Here is a 20,537-nt window from a genome sequence, read left to right on the forward strand (position 1 = left end):
CCGGAACCGAACGATAGACTGTTTTGGTAAATGGCGGTCCCTGCGGCCGGGCGGTCTTGCGCAAGCGAGGAGGCCCCGTCCGGACGCAGGCTACCGTTGCCGGAACAGGCAGCGGCGGCAGACCCTATGGTGTGGCGTGAGTGAGGCGGCGATCATGGCCAAGGACAATCAGGCAAAAGACCCGACGGAAGCAGCCCTGTCGGCGATCGAGCAGGCGCTGAACCTGACGGCGCTCGACAGCCGGGCGGCGACGGCGCGCAAGCTGCCCGATCCCGCGGAGGAGCCACGCCTGCCCGAGATCGACGAACAGGCTTTCTTCGCCTCCGTGACTGGCGCCCCGACCGAGAAGCCGGCCGAAGGCACCCCCGAGATGCCCAAGGCGAGTCAGCTCTCGCCCGCCAAGCCTTCCCTCAAGATGCCGGCACCGAAGCCCGGCACCCGGGACACCGCGCCCGCCACGGACGACGAGAAGCCGATGAGCGCCCGCCCCGCCGACAAAGCCGCCGCCCGCGATCCCTCCGCCGCTCGCCCGTCCGGCCAGAAGCCCGCCGGCGTCGTCGCACCGGACCCCTCCCGCGTCGCCAATGACGACAAGGAGACGGTGGGCGCGCTGTTGCAGGCGCTGCAGGCCCGGCCATCCTCCCGTGCCTATTGGCTCGCCGCCGTCGCCTCGCTCGCATGGCTCGGTCTCACCGGGGCCGGCATCTGGCAGCGCTACGACCTCGGTGCGGTCGACGTGGACGGCGCCATCGGCGCCATTGGTGCCGTCGAGGGCGCGCTGCTTGCCCTGACGGTCTTCGGCCCCGTCGTGCTGTTCTTCGTGCTCGCGACACTGCACACCCGCGCGCAGGAGATGCGCCTCGTCGCCCGCGCCATGACGGGCGTTGCCGTGCGCCTCGCCCAGCCCGAGAATCTCGCTGCTGATTCCGTCGTGAACCTCTCCCAAGCCGTGCGCCGCGAGGTCGCCGCGATGGGTGACGGCCTCGAGCGGGCCCTTGCCCGTGCCGGCGAGCTCGAGACGCTCGTGCGCACCGAAATCTCGACCCTGGAGCGCGCCTACGGCGACAACGAAATTCGTATTCGCTCGCTGCTCGACGAACTCGTCGCCCAGCGCGAGGCCATCATCAGCAACGGCGAGCGTGTGAAGGCCGCCATCTCGGGAGCACACGAGAACTTCGCCCAGGAGCTCGAGGGTGCGAGCCGTGTGATCGCCGAGGCCGTTGCCTCCGCCGGCACGCGCGTTGCCGAGCAGCTCGGCTCCAAGGGCGAGCAGATCACCCTCGCCCTCGGCCGCGCCGGCGACCGTATGATCGACGAAATCACCTCGCGGGGCGGCGAACTCGTCGAGCGCCTCGGCTCCACCAGCGACGCGGTCGGCGCCCGTCTCGCCAGCGCCAGCGCGGATGTCACCTCGACGCTCGACGGCAAGGCACGCGAGATCACCGAAGCCATCGAGCGCACCGGCCAGGTGCTGACCACCGGCCTCAACGACGGTGCCGCCGAGCTCACCCGCACGCTCGCCGAGACCGGCACGAGCGTTGCCGAGCAGATTGCCCAGCGCGCCATGGAGGTGAACGACACCCTGCGCTCCACGGGCGAGACGCTCAGCGTCGCCATCGGTGCCCGCGGCGAGGAGGTGACGCAGCGCATCGAGATCACCGGCCGCGAGATCGCCGACACCATCGCCTCGCGTGGCGAGGGCCTCGCCGTGCGTCTCGCCGAGACGGGCGAGCGCATCCACGAGGTCATCAACGTCAATGGCCGCGCGCTGGAGCAGACCTTGGCCGAGACGGGCGATCGGCTCGCGGGCCTGATCGAGGAGCGCACCAGCACCGCCCGCAACGTCTTCTCGTTGAGCGCCGCGGAACTGGAGACGACCCTCACCAGCACCAGCGAGCGCATGGCCGCCCTCATCTCCGAGCGCGCCAACGCTGCCTGCAGCTTCTTCGAGGACGGCGCCCAGGCGCTCGAGATGACCCTCACCACCGCGGGCGAGCGCATTGCCGGCCTGGTTGAGGAGCGCACCAGCGTCGCCCGCGAATTGTTCGAGAACAGCACCCGCGCGCTCGACGAGAGCCTGTCGACCACGGGCGAGCGTCTTGCCACCCTGCTCGAGAGCCGCTCGGACGACGTGCGCCGCGCCTTCGAGAGCGGAACGCAGGCCCTCGACCGCAGCCTCGCCAATACCAGCGAGCAGCTGTCCGGCCTGCTGGAGAATCGCTCCGAAAGCATCCGCCTCGCCTTCGAGAACGGCACGCGCGCGCTCGACGACAGCCTCGCCAGCACCGGCGAGCGCCTCGCCGATCTCCTCGAGACCCGCGCCGAGAACGTCCGCACGATCTTCGAGAACGGCACCCGCGGCATCGAGGAGAGCCTGGGGACGGTCGGCGACCGCCTCGCCTCGCTTGTCGAGGACCGCACCAATCTCGTGCGCACCGCCTTCGAGGACAGCGCCCGCGCGCTCGAGACCACGCTGTCGACCACCGGCACGCACATGGCCACCCTGCTCGAGGAACGCACGGCGAGCGCCCGCGTCACCTTCGAGGAGAGCGCGCGGACGCTTGCCGAGGAATTCGCCGGCCGCACCTCCGAGCTGCGTGACATGCTCGCCCACCAGACAGACGAGACCCGCGCCCTGATGGCGGGCACCGGCAAGGACGTCGTGCTGGCCATCGCGACGCAGGCCTCGCGCGTCAACGAGGCCCTGGCGCGCAACGCCGAGGCACTTGCGGAGACCATCGACACCCGCGGCCGCCTCGTCGACGAGAAGCTGGGCGAGCGCCTTGCCGCCTTCGAGAAGACGATGGAGACCGGCGGCGACAAGCTGGAGATGACGCTCTACGCCCGCCTCTCGGCCTTCGAGGAGACCATTGAGAACCGGGCCATCAGCCTGGACAACACGCTCAACGCACGCCTCTCGGCCTTCGAGAACGCCATCGAGAGCCGGACCTCCACCCTCGACGCGAGCCTCTCCGAGAAGCTCTCCAGCTTCGAGCGCACGGTGGACGCACGCGCCGGCTCGCTTGATGAGACGCTGTCGGCCCGCCTCGGCTCCTTCCAGCAACTCGTCGAGAGCGGCGCCCGCACGCTCGATGCCACGCTGGGTGCGCGCCTTGCCGCACTCGAGGAGACCATCGAGCAGCGCGGCCACCGCCTCGACGCGGCGCTGTCCATGCGTCTTGCCGGCTTCGAGGACGTCATCGTCACCAAGGGCCAGGCACTCGCCGAGCGCATCGCCAACGACACGTCGGGTTTCACCACGACGGTCACCGCCCGCCTCGCCGATGTCGAGAACCTGCTGACCACCCACGGCACCCGGCTTGCAGACGCGCTCGCCGAGCGCACCAAAGAGGCCGGCGACGTCATGGAGGCGCACATCGCGCGCTTCGAGGAGCGTTCGGCCACCAAGAGCCAGGAGATCGCGAAATCGCTCGACGGGCTCATCGTGCGTATCGACGACAATCTCGGCGCGCGCGCCAGCGCCCTCAACGACGCCCTGGTCGAGCGCACGAAGGAGATCGCCCGCGTCATGGCCGAGGGCGGGCGCGACGTCACCCAGGCGCTGGCCTCCAAGGTGGACGAGATCGGCGGCGTCATCTCGACGAAGAGCGCGCAGCTCACCGAGGTGCTCTCGGGCAAGGCGCAGGAGATCAACGAGACGCTGGGCGGCCGGGCCCTCGACATCGCGGCGACGCTCGACCAGCGCGTCGCCCGCTTCGAGGAGCGGGTCGTCGACCGGCTCGACACGGTCAGCGCCACGCTCGACGAGCGCGGCCAGGCGATCTCCGAGAACCTTGCCGCCCGTGCCGAGGCGATCAACGCAACCCTCGGCAATCGCGCCCAAGAGCTGGAGCGGCTATTCGACGACAAGGGGCTCGGCCTCGTCGGCGCCATCGCCGACCGCGGCGAGAGCATCGCCCGCGAAGTCGCCTCGGTCGGCGAGGCGGTTGTGCGCACGCTTGAGACGCGCGGCCGCTCCATCGTCGAGGCGGTGCAGGAGCGCTCGCAGGAGCTCACCGAGCTGTTCGGCTCGTCGAGCGAGTCGCTGCGCCGTGTCATCGAGGACGGCACCAGCCGCTCCATCGAGACGCTGATGTCCACCAACGACCGCCTGAAGGGCGAGTTGTCAGGCGTGCTCGACCGCCTGTCCGAGGCCAACCGCCTGCTGCAGCAGATGGCCGCGAGCGCCAGCGCCAACCTCGCCCAGGTCGAGGACGGGCTGACGAGCCGCGTCGGCGAGTTGCAGGAGGTGCTCGGCGCGGTGAAGGAGGAGACCGGCCGCGCCGCGAGCGACGTCGCCGCCCAGGTCGAGGCGCTGCGCGCCATCTCCGGCCAGACGCTGACGCAGGCTGCCGGCCTCGCCGAGAAGCTCGGCCAGCAGGGTCGGGCCGTTGCCGAAGTCACGAACGAGCACATCAAGGCCATCGCGGAGGCGACGCGCCTGCTCGAAGGCGTCGAATCGCGCATGGGCGTCGCCCTCGACGAGCGCCGCCAGACGCTGGAGAACCTCGTCTCGGTGGTCGGCGAGCGGGCCGACGACATGGAATCGATCACCCGGTCCTTCAGCGCCCTCCTGTCGGAGACGCTGCAGGAGGCGGAGCGCAAGGCGCGCCAGATCGGCTCCGTGCTGGCCGAAAACGCCCAGTCGGCCACCCAGGCCATCGGCGAGCAGTTCGATCTCATCCGTACGACGACCGGCAAGGAGCGCGAGCGTACAGCGGCTGCCCTGCGCCAGGCCTACGAGCAGGTCATCGCCGAGATGAGCCAGAGCCTCAGCCAGGCGACCGAGCGCTTCCACTCCGTCGCCAACGACATGCGCGGCATGACCGCCCGTATCCATGAGGAGCTGGAGGCGACGCGCAGCGAGCTGAAGCGCGGCGTGATCGAGATGCCGCGCGAGACGCAGGAGACGACCGCCGCCATGCGCCGCGTCGTCGCCGACCAGATCAAGGCGCTCAACGAGCTGACCGAGATCGTCACCCGGTCGGGCCGTGCCGTCGACGTCGTTGAAGCGGCCCAGCCCCGCCGTCCGGCCCAAGCCGAGCGTTCGGCCCCCGAGCGCCCGGTTGCCGAGCGCCCGGCCGCCCCGACGCCGCGGCCCCAGCCGGCACAGCAGGCTGCCCAGCCGGCGGCAGCCCCTGCGCCGCAGCCGGCGCGTGCACCCGTCCCTGCCCCGCAGCGCGAGGCCGCGCCACAGCAGGCCGGCGGCCGTGGCTGGCTCTCGGACCTTCTCGTGCGGGCCTCGCGCGACGAAGCCGAGACGGCAAAAGCCGCGGCTCCCGCCGCGCAGACCGTGGCCGGTGCCCCCGCCAGCCAGCGCCGCACCATCGAGCTGCTCGATTCCATCTCGGTCGATATTGCCCGGATGATCGATCACGATGCGGCGGTGGAGCTGTGGGACCGCTACAAGCGCGGCGAGCGAAACGTGTTCACGCGCCGGCTTTACACCCTTCAGGGCCAGCAGACCTTCGAGGAGATCCGCCGCAAGTACCGTCAGGACGCCGAATTCCGCGAAACCGTGGACCGCTACATTGACGAGTTCGAGCGCCTGCTCGCCGAGGTCTCGCGCCAGGATCGGGACTCGATGATGGCCAAGACCTACCTCACGTCGGAGACCGGCAAGGTCTACACTATGCTGGCGCACGCCACCGGCCGCTTCGAGTGATCGCGGCGCAGGCTTGACAAAATGGGGCGCGGCCACGGACGGCCGCGCCCTTTCCTTTTCTCACGCTGCCGGCAGAAACCGCGGTCGCTCTCTTCGACGGCAATTTGCCGGATGGCCATGGCGAGGCTGTCGCCTGTCCTCGCTGGCGCGTCTGCGGAGATCACCATGGACGAGACGTCGCGGATCATCTACGGGCGGGAGGAAACGCTCCCGGTGGCCGAATTCCGGCAGGTGCTGGATGCATCCGGCCTCGGCACCATCCGTCCCGTCGAGGACGATGGCCGCCTCGCCGCGATGCTCGCCGGCGCAAACCTGATCGTGACGGCACGCCGCGACGTGCCCGGCCACCCGCTCGTCGGCGTTGCCCGCTCCATCACCGACTTCTCCTGGTGCTGCTACCTGTCCGAGCTCGCCGTTGCGCGCTCTGCCCAGGGCCTCGGCATCGGCAAGGGGTTGCTCGACGAGACCCGCCGGCTTCTCGGGTCGCACGTCAGCCTGGTGCTGGCCTCCGTCCCGGAAGCGATGGGATTCTACGAGCATGCGGGCATGGTGCGCATCGCAGACGCCTTCTGGTATCGGCGGGAGGCGTGACGATAGGCGGTACGGCTGTCGTAATGTTTCTGCCGTAAGGGATGCGGCTGCGTCGACCGAAACTCCCCGGAAGGACCCGTCATGTATCCAGTCCAGATTCGCGAACTCGCTCCCGTCAGGGTCGTGGCCATCCGCCACATCGGCCCCTACGAAGGCACCGGCCCCACCTTCGACCGGCTCTGGGCCTGGGCCCGCGCGCGGGGGCCCCTTCCGGTCGACCTGCGCGTGTTCAGCGTCTATCATGACGATCCCACGCTCGTGCCGGCAGGCAGCCTGCGCTGCGATGTCGCGATGTACATTGGCCCGGATGCGCAGAGCGATAGCGTCGTCACGGTCGGCGAAATCCCTGGCGGACGCCATGCCGTGCTGAGGTTGAAGGGTCCCTACTCCCTCGTTCCGCAGGCTTCCCGCTGGCTGCTCGAAACATGGCTGCCACAGCACGGCGAACGGCCGACGCGAGCCCCTTTCGACGAGTATCTCAACAACCCGGCCATCGTGCCGCCGGAAGAGCTGCGCACCGATATCTGCCTGCCACTGGCCGGCTGAGCGCCACCCGTCACGCCCGTGCCGGCGACCAGCGCACAATCTGCAGCAGCACTGACGACAGCGCTTCGTCGAGCGCGCGCGCTGCCCCTGGCCCGGTGATGCCGGCAACCGGCACACGCGCCGAGAAGATCTTGGCCGAGACCACGCGGCCGCTGACCGTCTCGATGAGGCGCGCCGAGATCTCGACCACAGCCTCGGACGACGCGCTCGACACCTCGAAGCGGCGGATTTCGCTGCCGAGCGCGTAATTGGCGACGACCCCGTCGCCGGGGCGCGCCACACGGCCGAGGCGGCTGCCGTTCTCGAAGGTCTGGATCAGGCGCGTCTGCACCAGCTTGGGCAGCCGGTCGGCCCATTGCACGCCGTCGAGCTGCGAGACGGCGCCGTCCGCACCCTTGACGATGATGGCGCTGCCATCGAGCGTCTGCAGCGCCAGCGGCTCGGTGACGATGAGTTGGTCACCGCCGATGCGGGCCGCCCCCGTCACCTCGCGTGGCGCCGAGAGATCGAACGTCGCGGGCGCCGGGCCGGCGCAGCCGGCGAGGACGAGCCCCGCCACGAGCAGCGCGCAGGCGCCGGGGCGAACGGAGCCGCCGGAAGAAGCGGCAGACGATCTGCGGTTCATGTCAGCGACCACTGTAGGCTGGCAATCCCGGCTTGCTGCCGAAGATGAACTGCTGGGGGTTGCGCTCGACGCTGCGCAGCACGCGGTTGATCTCGTTGAGGGTGCGGCGCCCTTCGCTCGCCAGCGCCTCGTAATCGCGCAGGCCGGGGCCGGTGAAGCGGTTGATGCCGGCCGTGATCTCGGCCGTGCGCTTATCGAGGTTGTCGGCCAGCACGCGGATGGAACGGGCGGCCTCCGCCACCTCCTCGAAGGCGCCCTTGCCCTCGGGCGAGGACAGGAAGCCTTCCGCTGCCTTGAGAACGCCGTCGACACGGTCCGCCGCGACGTCGAGCTTCTTCGAGATCGAGGCGATGTCCTTCAGCGTCGATTCGATGTCGCCGCTCGAATCGCCGAGCGCCGCGGTGAAGCGATCGACATTGTCGACGATGCGCGTCACGCGGTCCGGCGGTACCGCCGTCACCACCTCATCGAGATTCGCAGCGAGCGTCTCCAGCCGCTTCGACAGGTCGGCGGCATTGCCCAGCAGCCGCTCGAGACCCGGGGCGTTATCGGCGAGTGCGCCGGAGAACCGCTCAACGTTCTGCACCGTGCGGGTGATCGGATCCTCGGCCTGGCCGACGATGCGGTCGAACTTCGTCAATACGTCGTCCGCCTTGCCCGCGAGCCGCTGTGCCGTCTCCAGAAGATCCTGGAAATCCGAGCGGTCGGCGAAGATCGTCGGCAGTGGCTGGCCGGGTCCGGCTTCCAGCGGCCGTGCGTCGGGATTGCCGCCGGTGAGCTGGATGTTGGCGACGCCGGTCAGCCCCTGATATTCGAGCCGCGCCTTGGTGTCGGTATTGATCGGCGTCGTGCGGTCGACGTCGACGCGCGCGACCACGCGCCGCGGGTCCTCGGGCAGAAGCTCGATGTTCGATACCTCGCCGACCCTGAGACCGTTGAACAGTACCAGGGAGCCACGCGACAGGCCGGAGACGGAGCCGGAGAAGACGATGCGATAGCTCACGCGGTTGGCGCGCACGTCTGCCCCGGCGAACCAGTAGACGAACAGGAAGGCGCCGGCGATGACCACCAGCGTGAACAATCCGATCAGAGCGTAATTGGCCCGTGTCTCCATACCGCCTGTCGTCTCTTTCTCACTCGGCCATCACGGCCCGGGCTCTCTTGCCGTGGAAATAGGCCCTCACCCAAGGGTGATCCGAGGCCAGCATATCCTCGATCGTTCCCGATGCGATGATTCGCCCCTCCCCGAGCGCCGCGATACGGTCGCAGACCGAATGGAGGCTGTCGAGGTCGTGGGTTACCATGAAAACCGTGAGCCCCAAAGTCTTCTGCAGGGTGGCGATGAGGTCGTCGAAGTCGCCCGCCCCGATGGGGTCGAGGCCTGACGTCGGTTCGTCGAGAAACACAATTTCGGGATCGAGGGCGAGCGCGCGGGCGAGCGCGGCGCGCTTGATCATGCCGCCCGACAGGTCGGAGGGATATTTGTCCGCCGCGTCGGGGCTGAGGCCCACCATCTCGATCTTCAGCATGGCGAGTTCCTCGAGCAGCCGGTCGGACATGTCGAGGTATTCGCGCATCGGCACCTGCACGTTCTGCCTCACCGTCAGCGAGGAGAACAGTGCCCCGTGCTGGAACAGCACGCCCCAACGGCGCTCGATGGCCCTGCGCGAGGCCGGATTGAGGCCGTCGAGATCCTCGCCGAAGACCTCGATGGTGCCGGCCCGCTTCGGCACAAGGCCGAGGATCGCGCGTGTCAGCACGGACTTGCCGGTTCCCGAGGCTCCGACGAAGCCGAGGATCTCGCCACGGTAAACGTCGAGATCGAGCCCCTTCATGATCGTCTTCTCGCCGAAGCCGACCTCGAGCCCGCGCACGCGGATGACGACCTCGCGCTCGCGTTCGTCGGCGGTTCTGGCGGAGTTCTGGGGCGTATCATCCATGTCAGTAATCGATGGCCGCGAAGAACATGGCGAAGAGACCGTCGACCACGATCACCATGAAGATGGACTTTACCACCGATGACGTCACCTGCCGGCCGAGCGACTCCGCCGAGCCCTGCACGGCGAGCCCCTCGAGCGAGGCAATGAGGCCGATGACGAGCGCCATGAAAGGCGCCTTGATGAGGCCGACGAGGAAGGTGGAAAGCACAATCGCCCCCTGCAGGCGGGCGAGGAAGATCTCGGGGCTGATGCCGCCGTAGACCCAGGCCACGAGACCGCCGCCGAGCAGCGCCGACATCATCGACAGGAAGGTCAGCAGTGGCAGCCCGATGATGAGCGCCAGCACGCGCGGCACGATCAGCACCTGCACCGGGTCGAGCCCCATCACGCGCAGCGCATCCACCTCCTCACGCATCTTCATCGAGCCGATCTCGGCCGTGAAGGCGCTGCCCGAGCGGCCGGCGATCATGATCGATGTAAGGAGTACCGCCAGTTCGCGCAGGATAAGGATGCCGACGAGATCAACCACGAAGGGCGTCGCCCCGAAGCGCTGCAGCTGGAAGATGCCCTGCTGCGCCACGATGGCCCCGACGAGGAAGGAGATGAGCGCGATGATGGGCACGCCGCGGAAGGCGATGTGTTCCAACTGGTGAACGAGCGCGGGAAAGCGGAAGCGGCGGGGATTGAAGAGCACGACGACCAAGGCCGCGACAACCTCGCCGAGGAAGCTGACGCCGCGCACGAAGTCCTTGCCCACCTCGACGACCGTGCGGCCGACGTCGACGAGAAAGTCGACGATGTGCAAGTTCTTCGCGCGGCTCGGCTCCTGGAAGCCGCGATAGGCGATCTCGTCGAGCAGCGTTTGATGCTCCGGGCGGGCACCGACGAAATCGGCGCGCTGGCCCCGGTCGCCCAGTTCGTGCCGCGTCCGATCGAGCACCCAAGCGCCCAGCGTGTCGAGCCGCCCGATCTCCGAAATGTCGATGCGTACGCTGCCGCCGCCGCGGGCTTCCTCCAGAAGCATGGCGGCGAGCCGCTCCACCTCGGCGGCATGGGGCGCCGTCCAGCGCCCGGACACGACGAAGCGCATATCACCGCCGCGCTCGTCGACGGCGATCGCCGGTCCTGAATTCATCGCCTCGATGCCCGCCATGCCTCGTCCAGGGTGCGCTCCCCGTCGAATCCAGGCACCGTGATAACGCGCCGGAACCGTGACTGTCGACAAATGCACCGCGGAATTCCTGCCCGCCGGCCATTGTGCGTGCCTTGCGCTGGCGGTTGTGGCTTTATCGCAACCCCGCCGTGTCCTTGCCGGGAACAAGAGATGTCCACGACCGACCGCAAGCTCTCCGTCACGATCGAGCGCTTTCCCATCGCCGGCGTCTTCTCCATCGCCCGCGGCAGCCGTACGGAGGCGGTCGTCGTCACCGCCACCATCACCGAGGCAGGTCGCACCGGGCGCGGCGAATGCGTCCCCTATGCCCGCTATGGCGAGACCGTCGAGGGCGTCGCCGCCGCCATCGAGGCGCTTGCCCCGGCGATCGCCGCCGGTCTCGATCGCGAAGCCCCGCAGGAGGCGATGCCGGCAGGCGCCGCCCGCAACGCGCTCGACTGCGCCCTGTGGGATCTCGAGGCCAAGCGCGCCGGCCTGCCGGCCCACGTCCTCGCCGGCATCGACCGCCTCGGCAAGGCGACCACGGCCTATACCATCAGCCTCGCCGAGCCGGTGGCGATGGCCGAGGCGGCGCGTGCGGCGCGAGAGCGCACCATCCTCAAGATCAAGCTCGGCAAGCCGGAGGGCGACATCCGGCGTCTCGAGGCCGTGCGCGCCGCCGCGCCCGATGCGACGCTCATCGTCGACGCCAACGAGGGCTGGCGACCTGACGTTCTGGCGGACCTGCTGCAGGCATCGGCCGACAACGGCGTCGCCCTCGTCGAGCAGCCGCTACCGGCGGGCGAGGACGCCGTGCTGGCCGATATCGGCCGTTCCATACCGGTCTGCGCCGACGAGAGCCTACACACTCGGGCGGACCTGCCGAGGCTCAGGCCGCTCTATGACGCGGTCAACATCAAGCTCGACAAGACGGGCGGTTTGACCGAGGCCCTCAGGCTCGCCGCCGAGGCCGAGGCTCAGGGCTTCGCGATCATGGTCGGCTGCATGGTGGGCACGTCGCTCGCCATGGCGCCGGCGATGCTGCTGACGCCGCGCGCCCGCTTCGTCGATCTCGACGGGCCGCTGCTGCTGGCGCGCGACCGACCGCACGGCCTCGTCTATGACGGCAGCACGGTTTCGCCGCCCTCCTGCCTGCTCTGGGGCTGAGAAACCCGCCGCGCGGCGAGGAAGGCGAGAAGCATGCCGAGCGCGCCGAGCCCCGCCATGGCAAAATAGCCGCCCGCGCCGGAGGCCCCATAGAGCGGACCGCTCGCCATGGTCGCCGCGGCCATGGCGCCGGCGTTGCAGGCCGTCAGGATGCCCTGCCAGCGCGCCCGCGCGCCGCGCGGCGCGAGCCCGGTGATGGCGGCGATGGTGCCGAGATGCGTGGCGCCGAAGCTGAGGCCGTGCAGAAGCTGCAGCACCAGCGTCCCGGCGAATCCGGGATCGAGCCCCATCAGCGCGAAGCGGGCGAGCGCTGCCCCGCCGCCGAGAGCGACCCAGGCGAGCCCCCGCCCCACTGTGCCGATGAGCGGCCCCAGGCGCGCGAAGAGAGCAATCTCGGCGAGGACGCCAAGCGACCACAACAGGCCGATGGCATTGCCCGAAAGCCCCTGCCCGCGCCAGTGCAGGGTGCCGAAGGCGTAGATCATGGCGTGGCTCGCCTGCACGCTGGCTGCGGCCATGACGAGCGCCAACAGCGCCCCGCGCTGCCGACGCGGTGCATGGGCGACGCTGGGCGCGCCGACCGGCAGCTCTTGCCCGCCACTCGGCGCGGCGAGCGCCGCCACGGCCCCGAGGCCCGCCACCGTCGCCAGCAGCCAGACGAAGGCATCCGCCTTCAGGACCGTCAGCAGGACCCCGCCGGCGAGATTGGTGACGAGGAAAGCGACCGAGCCCCAGAGCCGGATGCCGCCGTAGCTCAGCCGCGGCCGCCCGTGCAGATAGGCCGTGGTCGTGACATCGGTCAGCGGGATGAGCGGCGCCATGCACAAGCCGACGAAGACCATCACGGTCATGATGCTGGCCAGCCCCCCGGTCTGTGCCAGCAGGACATAGGCAGCGAGAAGGCCTGCGTTTACAATGGCGAGCAGCACGCCGGCCGGCAGGTGCCGGTCGGCCAGCGCGGTGATGAAGGGCGTCGCGAGGATGCGCACCACCATCGGGATGGCGAGGACGAGACCGATGGCCGCCGCATCGAGCCCGCGGCTTTCGAGCCAGACGGGGAAGAACGGCAGATAGAGGCCGGTGCCGACGAAGATGACGGCATTGAGCAGACACAGGCGAACGAGGCCATCCATCGGAAGGCTCCCCGCGCCGGCATCCGGCGCGTCGAACGGCGAATCGCGGCATCGGCCGCAATCGAGCCGTAAGGGATCGTTCAGATGCTTGCACTAGCCTGTCGCCTGTCGCCTGTCGTCGCTGTGCTGAGCGGCGGCGCTGCGTGTGAGTGAAACGAGTACGGACGGGCCGCATGACCGAAAGCGACAAGCCGCTCGACGATGCAAGCTACGAGGCCATCGAGGCCGCGGTGATGGAGAGCGAGCGCGGGCGCTGGTTCCTCAACGAGTTCGCGCGCCGCAACCGCAACAGCGACACGCTTTCCGTGCTGCGGGCGATCGAGAAGATGCAAGGCGCCATTCCCGGGCGCTCGCCCCGGCTCGTCTATCTCGAATCCGAGATCGCGGATATCGCGGCGCTCGTCGCGACCGGGCAGGCCGCGATCGCAGCCACGCGGCGGGACGATCCCGTGCCTGAGGCGGACGAGAGCACCGATCCCGTGCTTCGCACCGCCCGCGCCGCCGCCGACGGCATGGCGAACGCCACCGAGCAGATCCAGGACCTTGCCTGGGCGCTGCGCGAGCGTGGCGCCGAGGAGACGCTGTGCACCGCGCTGGAGAAGCATGCCGGCGACCTGCACACCCTCGGCCTGATGCAGGACATCACCGTGCGCCGCCTCGGCCAGGCGCTCGCGCTCCTCGCCAGTGTCGAGCAGCGCCTGCGCGGCCTCGCCCCGCGCGAGGAAGCGCCCCGCGCCGGACGCGACAAGCCCGACGTCGTCGTGAGCCTGCCCGGTGGCAGCGACAACGGCCTGCGCCGCCGACGCACCGACGCGCCCGCCCGCATGTCCGCTGCGCCGGAAACGACCTCGCAAACATCACGCCCGGACGATGCCGCGAGCCATCCGGCTCAACCAGCGCAGGAGGCGTCGCCGTCAGACGAACCGCCGGTCGCGCGGACCGCGCCGAGCCCGGGAGAGGTGCAGCCCGCACGGGTGCGGCGCTATGCCGGCAATGTCGTCTTCGTCGATCCCGGCAACACGCGCCGCGGCAGCGCGGCGCTCGCCCGGGACGAGGCGCCACAGCCCGTTCCGCAGCGGCAGGAGACGGCGCAGAAGAGCGACGAGCCGCGCTTCGAGCCGTCCGTGCTCGCCGCCTTCGACGCCCTGAGCTGGCAGGAGAAGCTGCGCCGCTTCACCTGAGCGTGTGGTCAGGCGGCCAGCGGCACGCCGCCCGCCGAGGCGTTCGCCTGCACGATGTTGTCGAAGAACTGGCCCGCGCTCGCCCGCCAGCTGTAGGTGAGCGCCAGATCGCGGCAGAGGCTGCGGTCGATGTCGAGCGCCGCGAGCGCTGCGGTGCGCAGGTCCATGTCGAGGACCCCGCAGCCGGTGCCCCCCACCACGTCGAGCGGGCCGGTGACGGGGAAAGCGGCGACAGGCAACCCGCTGGCCAGTGCCTCCAGCAGCACGATGCCGAACGTGTCGGTCAGGCTCGGGAAGACGAAGACGTCGCTCGCGGCATAGACCTCCGCCAGCGTCTCACCCGTCAGCGTGCCGAAGAAGCGCGCCTGCGGGAAGCTCTGTTGCAGGCGGGCGCGCGCCGGCCCGTCGCCCACCACCACCTTCGTGCCCGGCAGGTCGAGCTTGAGGAAGGCCTCTAGGTTCTTTTCCACTGCGACGCGGCCGACATAGAGGAAGACCGGCGCTGGCACGCCGAGCGCGCCACGTGCATCCGCCCTGGGGCGAAACAGGTCGGCGTCGACGCCGCGCGACCAGCGCATGATATTGGCGAAGCCGCGCGCGCCGAGCTCCCGCGCCAGCGTCGGCGTGCTCACCATGACGCCCGCGCCGGCGTTGTGGAAGCGTCGCAGGGCGGCGTAGCCCCAGCGCTCGGGCACCGGCAGGCGCGCCGACAGATATTCCGGAAAACGTGTGTGATAGCTTGTCGTGAAGCCACGGCCCTCGGCGAGGCACACGCGCCGCATGGCGAGCCCGATCGGCCCCTCCGTCGCGATATGGACGAAATCCGGCTTCAGTTCGGCGAGCATGCGACGCATCCGGCGGGTGCCGGCGAGTGCCAGTCGGATTTCGCCGTAGGACGGCAGGGGCACGGTCCTGAAGGCGTCGGGCGTGACGAAATGCACGTCCGCGCCGAGCGAACAGGCATGGGCCGCCACGTTCTCCAGCGAGCGCACCACGCCGTTGACCTGCGGACGCCAGGCGTCGCTGGCGATGACGACGCGCATCATGCCGCCACCCTGGCCGCCTTCGCGGCGCGTGGGGGCTGGTCGGCAACCGGTTCGCCCGCCATGGCAGCGCGCTGCGGCATGCGTCCGGCCCAGTTGAGGATCTCGAGGCTCCCGTCGTAATGCTCGACAAGCGCGGTGCAGGATTCCACCCAGTCTCCGGTATTGATGTAGCTCACGCCGAAATCCTCGTGCATCGCGGCATGGTGGATGTGACCGCAGATGACGCCGTCCACCTCGTACCGCCGCGCTTCCGAGGCGAGCAGTTCCTCGAAGCGGCCGATGTAGTTCACGGCATTCTTGACCCTGAGCTTGGCCCAGGCAGACAAGGACCAATAGGTCAGACCGAGCCGCCGCCTGACGACGTTGAGATAGGTATTGATCGTCAGCGCCGCGCCGTAGGCCCAGTCCCCAAGAAGCGCGAGCCACTTGGCGTGGCGCACCACAAGGTCGAAGTGATCGCCGTGGATGACGAGATAGCGCTTGCCGTCCGCCGTCTCGTGGATGGCGTGTTCGACGATGTCGATGCCACCGAAATTGCTGCCCACATAGTCGCGCAGGAACTCGTCGTGGTTGCCGGGCACATAGATGAGGCGCGCCCCCTTGCGCACCTTGCGCAGCAGCTTCTGCACCACGTCGTTGTGGGCCTGCGGCCAGTACCAGCCCGACTTCAGCCGCCAACCGTCGATGATGTCGCCGACGAGGAAGACCGTGTCGGCATCATAGTGGCGCAGGAAATCGATCAGCAACTCCGCCTGGCACCCCTTGGTGCCGAGGTGGACGTCCGAGATGAACAAGGTCCGGACGCGGACAGCGTCGCTTTCTTGGGACACGGGGGCAGATCCGTCCGTCTGATCGCGTTGACCCTAAAGAGCCGATTCACATCTCACTTTGATGACGTGCTCCGTTCCCGTGCCCCCGGCGCATGACAGGCTTGCCGCGGCGGGCCTTGGGCAAGCCGATGTTTCGTGGTTTGGTTACGCCTGTATCCAAGGCGGCAGAGTGTCGTGAATCCCCTCCTAGGCATTGGCCTTAAAGTCCTCTCGGCGCTTTCGTTCACCCTGATGTCAGCGGGCATCAAGCTCGTCAGTACGGCGTTTCCGACCGGGGAACTGGTCTTCTTCCGCTCCGCTTTCGCGCTGGTGCCGCTCCTCCTGTGGCTCGGCTGGCGCGGCGAGTTGATCGACGCGGTACGCACGAAGAACATCCTCGGCCACGCCCGCCGCGGCGTCATCGGCTCCACGGGCATGTTCTGCGGCTTCTTCGCCTTGTCGTTCCTGCCCCTGCCCGATGCCATCTCGATCGGCTACACGGCACCGCTGATCGTCGTCATCCTCGCGGCGCTCGTGCTGAAGGAAACAGTGCGGGTCTATCGCTGGACGGCGGTCGCCGTCGGCTTTGTCGGCGTGCTCATCATGCTCACGCCGCATTTCCAGTCGAGCGTGCTCGTCAACGGTTTTGGCGACGGCGCGGCCATCGGTGCCGTCTTCGCGCTGGTCGGGGCCTGCTGCGCCGCGGGCGCGACGGTGGAGGTGCGCCGGCTCATCAGCACAGAGAAGACCGGCGCGGTCGTCTTCTACTTCTCCATGCTGACGACGCTGCTCGGCCTGTCCACCATCGTGCTCGGCTGGAATGCGCCGACCTTCACAGAGTTCTCGATCCTCGTCGGCATCGGCATTCTCGGCGGCCTCGGGCAGATCCTGCTGACGCAGAGCTATCGCTATGCCGATGCCTCGCTGGTCGCGCCGTTCGAATACACCACCATGATCTGGGCCATCCTCATCGGCTGGTTCATCTTCGGCGAGCTGCCGGTGCCGGCCGTCATCATCGGCTCGTCCATCGTCATGGGCTCCGGCCTCTTCGTCATCTGGCGCGAGCATCGCCTCGGCCTCGAGCGCCGCCGCGCCAACGCCGCCGCCCCGCCGCGCGCCACCTGAGCCGCGCTTGCATTGCACGGCGAGCCGCCTTAAAGCCACACTGATCTCCTTGGGGTGCCCATAAGGCCGGGCTGAGAGGCGCAATGCGTCAACCCACCGAACCTGAACCGGGTCGTGCCGGCGGAGGAATGCGAGATGCGAAACGACGGGCCCCCGCCCGGGCGGACGGACAGGACCATGCGATCCGGCGATTTCTCCGCGCATGTCGCCCACGAGATCCTCGTGCGGTTGCGCGGACGGCAGCCGCGTGTCCATGCCATCACCAATGCGGTGGCGAAGAACTTCACCGCCAACATGCTGCTCGCGGCCGGTGCCGTGCCGTCCATGACCATCGTCGCCGACGAGGTCGCCGACTTCACGCGCCGCGCCGATGCGCTGCTCGTCAACCTTGGCACGCTCGACACGGAGCGCCGCGCCGCCATCCCGCTCGCCATCGCGGCCGCCGAGGACGCGGCCCTACCCTGGCTGCTCGACCCGGTGTTCGTCGACGCCTCGCCCCGCCGCCTCGCCATCGCCCAGCAGCTTCTCGCCCGCAAGCCGAAGGTGCTGCGCGCGAACGCCGCCGAGTTCGAGGCCCTGGCGCGCCGGCCCGCGGACCGCAAGGGCGCCATCGACCTTGCCCGCGAGCGCGGCTGCATCGTCGCCCTGACCGGGCCGACGGACATCGTGACCGACGGGCGGCACTCGATCTTCATCGCCAACGGCCACCGGCTGATGGCCCGGGTCACGGCCATGGGCTGCGCGGCCACCGCTGTGGTCGCCGCCTGCCTCGCCGTGAGCGACGACGCGCTTCTCGCCACGGCCTCCGGGCTTGCCATCATGGGCATCGCCGCCGAGGTCGCTGGCGAGAAGGCCGGCGGGCCCGGCACCTTTCCGCCCCTGCTGCTCGATGCGCTCGACGCGCTGGACGACGCGGCCATCGCCGCCCGGCTGAGGTGCGAGCAATGAAGGTCGACCTCAGGCTCTATGCCATCCTCGATCCGGAGCGCACGCGCGGCCGGAACCTGGCCGACCTCGCCCGTGCGGCGGCCACAGGCGGCGCTACCCTCGTCCAGTACCGCGATAAGCACGCCGGCACGCGCGACCTCGTCGCCCGCGCCCGCGCCATCAAGGCGGCCCTCGCAGGCACCGGCGTGCCGCTGCTCGTCAACGACCGGGTCGACGTCGCGCTCGCTGCCGGTGCGGACGGCGTCCATGTCGGCCAGGACGACATGGACGCCGCCGATGCCCGCCGCCTGCTCGGTCCGCAGGCCATCATCGGCGTCACGCTGAAGACGCAGGCTCACCTCGGGGAGCTCGCCACCCTGCCGGTCGACTACGGCTGCATCGGCGGGGTCTTCGCCACCGGGAGCAAGGACAATCCCGATCCGCCGGTCGGCCTCGCCGGTCTCGCGCGGCTCGTCGACAGCGCTCGCGGAACACGGCCCGGCCTGCCCGTCGGCGCGATCGCCGGCATCGATGCGACCAACGCCTCCGCCGTCATCGGCGCCGGCGCCGACGGCATCGCCGTGATCTCTGCCCTCTTCATGAGAGAGGACGTGGAGGCGGCAGCACGCAAGCTGCGCGGCATCGTCGACGGGGCGCTTGCGGCTCGCGGCGCGACCGACGCCGGACGCTGAGGGAAGGAAACACGGAACCATGGCAGCGATCGCTGTGACCATCGCCGGCTCCGATTCGAGCGGCGGCGCCGGCATTCAGGCCGATCTCAAGACCTTCTCGGCGCTCGGCGTCTATGGCGCCAGCGTGATCACGGCGTTGACGGCGCAGAACACGCTCGGCGTGCAGGCGATCCACGACGTGCCCGCCGCCTTTGTGGCGCAGCAGATCGATTCGGTCTTCTCCGATCTTTTCGTGCGCGCGGTGAAGATCGGCATGCTTTCGCAGCCCGACGTCATTGCCGCCGTCGCCGAGGGGCTCGACCGCCACGGCGCGACGCGCATCGTCGTCGATCCCGTCATGGTGGCGACGAGCGGTGACCGGCTACTGGCCCCGACCGCCGTGGACAACCTGCGCAGCCTGCTCCTGCCCCGCGCCCTCCTCGTCACGCCCAACCTGCCCGAGGCGGCCGCGCTCGTCGACATGCCGGTGCCGCACGACGAGGCGGCGATGCAGGCCGTGGGCGAGCGCATCCTGGCGCTCGGCCCGAAGGCCGTGCTCGTCAAGGGCGGCCACGGCCACGGCACCGACAGCACCGACCTCCTCGTCACGCCCGATGGCGTGCGCCGCTTCTCGGCGCCGCGCGTGGCGACCAAGAACACCCACGGCACAGGCTGCACCCTCTCCTCCGCCATCGCAGCCCAGCTCGCCCGCGGCGCGACGCTCGAAGAAGCGGTGGCCGGCGGCAAGGCTTATGTCAGCGCGGCCATCGCGGCGAGCGAGCGGCTTGCCATCGGCGCCGGCCACGGCCCCGTCCACCACTTCCACCAGTGGTGGGTAAACTGACATGAGCAAGGCCAACAGCGACGCCATGCGAACCAACCGCCGCCGGTTCCTCGCCAGCAGCGGCCTTGCGGCCGCCGGCATCCTGTCGGTCCCGGCCGTCGTGCGGGCCGAGACACGCTGGCGCTGGCGTATGGCCACCTCCTGGCCGCGCAACCTGCCCGGCCCCGGTGTCTCGGCCCAGCGCCTCGCCGACCGCATCGGCGCCGCCAGCGGCGGACGCCTCGTGATTGACGTCTTCGCCGCCGGCGAGATCGTGCCCGCCTTCGAGGTCTTCGACGCCGTGGCGGGCGGCGTGGTGGAGATGGCCCATACCGCCGCCTTCTACTGGCAGGGCAAGATGCCGGCTGCCGTCTTCTTCACCAGCGTGCCCTTCGGTCTCGGGCCGATCGAGCATCTGGCCTGGATCGAGATCGGCGGCGGTCAGGCGCTGTGGGACGAGCTCTATGCCCCATCCGGCGTCCGCGCGTTCCTCGCCGGCAACACCGGCCCCTCGATGGGCGGCTGGTTCCGCAGGGCGATCGGCAGCCCCGACGACCTCAACGGCCTGCGCATCCGCGTCCAAGGCCTCGGCGGCGAGGTCTTTCGCCGCCTCGGCGCGACGCCCGTGACGCTGCCGCCCGGCGAGATCGCGACCAGCCTGTCGACCGGGGCTATCGATGCGGTCGAGTTCCTCGCCCCGTCGAGCGACCTCGCGCTCGGGCTGCACCGGGCCACGCAGCTCTATTACGCGCCGGGCTTCAACAAGCCGAACGGTGCCGGCGAATGCCTCGTCTCGCTCAAGGCGTGGAACGACCTAACCGACGATCTGCGCGCTATCGTCCGTGACGCCTGCCGCGCCGAACATGCCGAGGCCCTCGCCGACGCCGCGCGCCTCAACGGCGAGGCGCTCAAGGTGCTCGTCGAGCGGCACGGCGTGCGCACGCCGCTGTTCCCCAAGCCGGTGCTCGACGCGGCGCGCGAGGCGGCCGGCGACATCCTCGCCAACATCGCTGCGACGAGCCCGCTCGCCGGACGGATCGCCCGGAGCTACGCCGCCGCCCAGGAAGGCGGTCGTGCCTGGGCCGGGCTTGCCGCCGGCATGGCAGCAGCACTCGCGACGCACTGATCGCCTACA

Annotated in this window: 17 protein-coding genes and 1 riboswitch; of the genes, 10 read left to right on the forward strand and 7 right to left on the reverse strand. The window is 69.6% G+C overall.

Annotation, left to right across the window (positions count from 1 at the left end):
- Nucleotides 1-154 precede the first annotated feature (154 nt).
- From BOQ54_RS12230 to BOQ54_RS12240, 3 genes are all read left to right on the forward strand, one after another.
- Complete coding sequence (locus BOQ54_RS12230; protein WP_145979768.1) at nt 155-5,665, forward strand: hypothetical protein; 5,511 nt, start codon at nt 155-157, stop codon at nt 5,663-5,665.
- 165 nt (nt 5,666-5,830) lie between these two features.
- Nucleotides 5,831-6,256 carry a GNAT family N-acetyltransferase gene (locus BOQ54_RS12235; RefSeq protein ID WP_071924494.1) on the forward strand — a complete coding sequence of 142 codons (426 nt, stop codon included), beginning with the start codon at nt 5,831-5,833 and terminating at the stop codon, nt 6,254-6,256.
- Nucleotides 6,257-6,337: 81 nt separating this feature from the next.
- The gene (locus BOQ54_RS12240; protein WP_071923989.1) at nt 6,338-6,802 is read left to right on the forward strand and encodes an AraC family transcriptional regulator; all 465 of its coding nucleotides are present in this window, start codon (nt 6,338-6,340) and stop codon (nt 6,800-6,802) included.
- A 10-nt stretch (nt 6,803-6,812) separates the two neighbouring features.
- Here BOQ54_RS12240 and BOQ54_RS12245 read toward each other — a convergent pair whose 3' ends face one another.
- The 4 genes from BOQ54_RS12245 to BOQ54_RS12260 are packed head-to-tail and all read right to left on the reverse strand — an operon-like array spanning nt 6,813 to nt 10,520.
- On the reverse strand, nt 6,813-7,427 hold the full coding sequence (locus tag BOQ54_RS12245; RefSeq protein ID WP_055457375.1) for an ABC-type transport auxiliary lipoprotein family protein: 615 nt from the start codon (nt 7,425-7,427) through the stop codon (nt 6,813-6,815).
- A gap of 1 nt (nt 7,428) precedes the next feature.
- Entirely contained in the window at nt 7,429-8,541 is a 1,113-nt protein-coding gene (locus BOQ54_RS12250; RefSeq protein WP_055457376.1) for an MlaD family protein, read from the reverse strand.
- A gap of 19 nt (nt 8,542-8,560) precedes the next feature.
- Nucleotides 8,561-9,367, reverse strand: a complete 807-nt coding sequence (locus BOQ54_RS12255; RefSeq protein WP_055457377.1) for an ABC transporter ATP-binding protein — start codon at nt 9,365-9,367, stop codon at nt 8,561-8,563.
- A 1-nt stretch (nt 9,368) separates the two neighbouring features.
- A complete protein-coding gene (locus BOQ54_RS12260; protein ID WP_082464649.1) occupies nt 9,369-10,520 on the reverse strand; it encodes an ABC transporter permease in 1,152 nt (383 codons plus the stop codon).
- 171 nt (nt 10,521-10,691) lie between these two features.
- Between BOQ54_RS12260 and dgcA the strand changes: the two genes are divergently transcribed.
- Entirely contained in the window at nt 10,692-11,687 is a 996-nt protein-coding gene (gene dgcA, locus BOQ54_RS12265; protein WP_071923990.1) for an N-acetyl-D-Glu racemase DgcA, read from the forward strand.
- On the opposite strand, the gene BOQ54_RS12270 is transcribed toward dgcA, so the two are convergent.
- On the reverse strand, nt 11,639-12,820 hold the full coding sequence (locus BOQ54_RS12270; RefSeq protein ID WP_071923991.1) for an MFS transporter: 1,182 nt from the start codon (nt 12,818-12,820) through the stop codon (nt 11,639-11,641). The two genes, dgcA and BOQ54_RS12270, sit on opposite strands and share 49 nt — an antisense overlap.
- A 173-nt stretch (nt 12,821-12,993) precedes the next feature.
- Between BOQ54_RS12270 and BOQ54_RS12275 the strand changes: the two genes are divergently transcribed.
- On the forward strand, nt 12,994-14,001 hold the full coding sequence (locus BOQ54_RS12275; RefSeq protein WP_055457380.1) for a hypothetical protein: 1,008 nt from the start codon (nt 12,994-12,996) through the stop codon (nt 13,999-14,001).
- 8 nt (nt 14,002-14,009) lie between these two features.
- On the opposite strand, the gene BOQ54_RS12280 is transcribed toward BOQ54_RS12275, so the two are convergent.
- The gene (locus BOQ54_RS12280; RefSeq protein ID WP_055457879.1) at nt 14,010-15,044 is read right to left on the reverse strand and encodes a glycosyltransferase family 4 protein; all 1,035 of its coding nucleotides are present in this window, start codon (nt 15,042-15,044) and stop codon (nt 14,010-14,012) included.
- Complete coding sequence (locus BOQ54_RS12285) at nt 15,044-15,877, reverse strand: UDP-2,3-diacylglucosamine diphosphatase (protein WP_055457381.1); 834 nt, start codon at nt 15,875-15,877, stop codon at nt 15,044-15,046. The genes BOQ54_RS12280 and BOQ54_RS12285 overlap by 1 nt, the downstream gene beginning before the upstream one ends.
- 174 nt (nt 15,878-16,051) lie before the next feature.
- Here BOQ54_RS12285 and BOQ54_RS12290 point away from each other — a divergent pair, with 174 nt between their 5' ends.
- The 5 genes from BOQ54_RS12290 (at nt 16,052) to BOQ54_RS12310 (ending at nt 20,528) form a co-directional block, all read left to right on the forward strand.
- Nucleotides 16,052-16,981 (forward strand): DMT family transporter, encoded by a 930-nt coding sequence (locus tag BOQ54_RS12290; RefSeq protein ID WP_055457382.1) that lies wholly within the window; start codon nt 16,052-16,054, stop codon nt 16,979-16,981.
- 40 nt (nt 16,982-17,021) lie between these two features.
- A riboswitch (TPP riboswitch) is annotated at nt 17,022-17,128 on the forward strand.
- A gap of 30 nt (nt 17,129-17,158) precedes the next feature.
- Nucleotides 17,159-17,929 carry a hydroxyethylthiazole kinase gene (gene thiM, locus BOQ54_RS12295; protein ID WP_063189181.1) on the forward strand — a complete coding sequence of 257 codons (771 nt, stop codon included), beginning with the start codon at nt 17,159-17,161 and terminating at the stop codon, nt 17,927-17,929.
- Entirely contained in the window at nt 17,926-18,600 is a 675-nt protein-coding gene (gene thiE / locus BOQ54_RS12300) for a thiamine phosphate synthase (RefSeq protein WP_055457383.1), read from the forward strand. Before thiM ends, thiE begins: the two co-directional genes overlap by 4 nt.
- 19 nt (nt 18,601-18,619) lie before the next feature.
- Nucleotides 18,620-19,423: a bifunctional hydroxymethylpyrimidine kinase/phosphomethylpyrimidine kinase gene (thiD, locus tag BOQ54_RS12305; RefSeq protein WP_071923993.1), complete on the forward strand. Its 804-nt coding sequence runs from the start codon at nt 18,620-18,622 to the stop codon at nt 19,421-19,423.
- A 1-nt stretch (nt 19,424) separates the two neighbouring features.
- Nucleotides 19,425-20,528 (forward strand): TRAP transporter substrate-binding protein, encoded by a 1,104-nt coding sequence (locus BOQ54_RS12310; RefSeq protein WP_055457385.1) that lies wholly within the window; start codon nt 19,425-19,427, stop codon nt 20,526-20,528.
- Nucleotides 20,529-20,537 lie beyond the last annotated feature (9 nt).

Origin of the sequence: Chelatococcus daeguensis (genome assembly GCF_001887265.1) — a bacterium.
In the GTDB taxonomy this organism is placed as follows: Bacteria; Pseudomonadota; Alphaproteobacteria; order Rhizobiales; family Beijerinckiaceae; genus Chelatococcus_A; species Chelatococcus_A sambhunathii.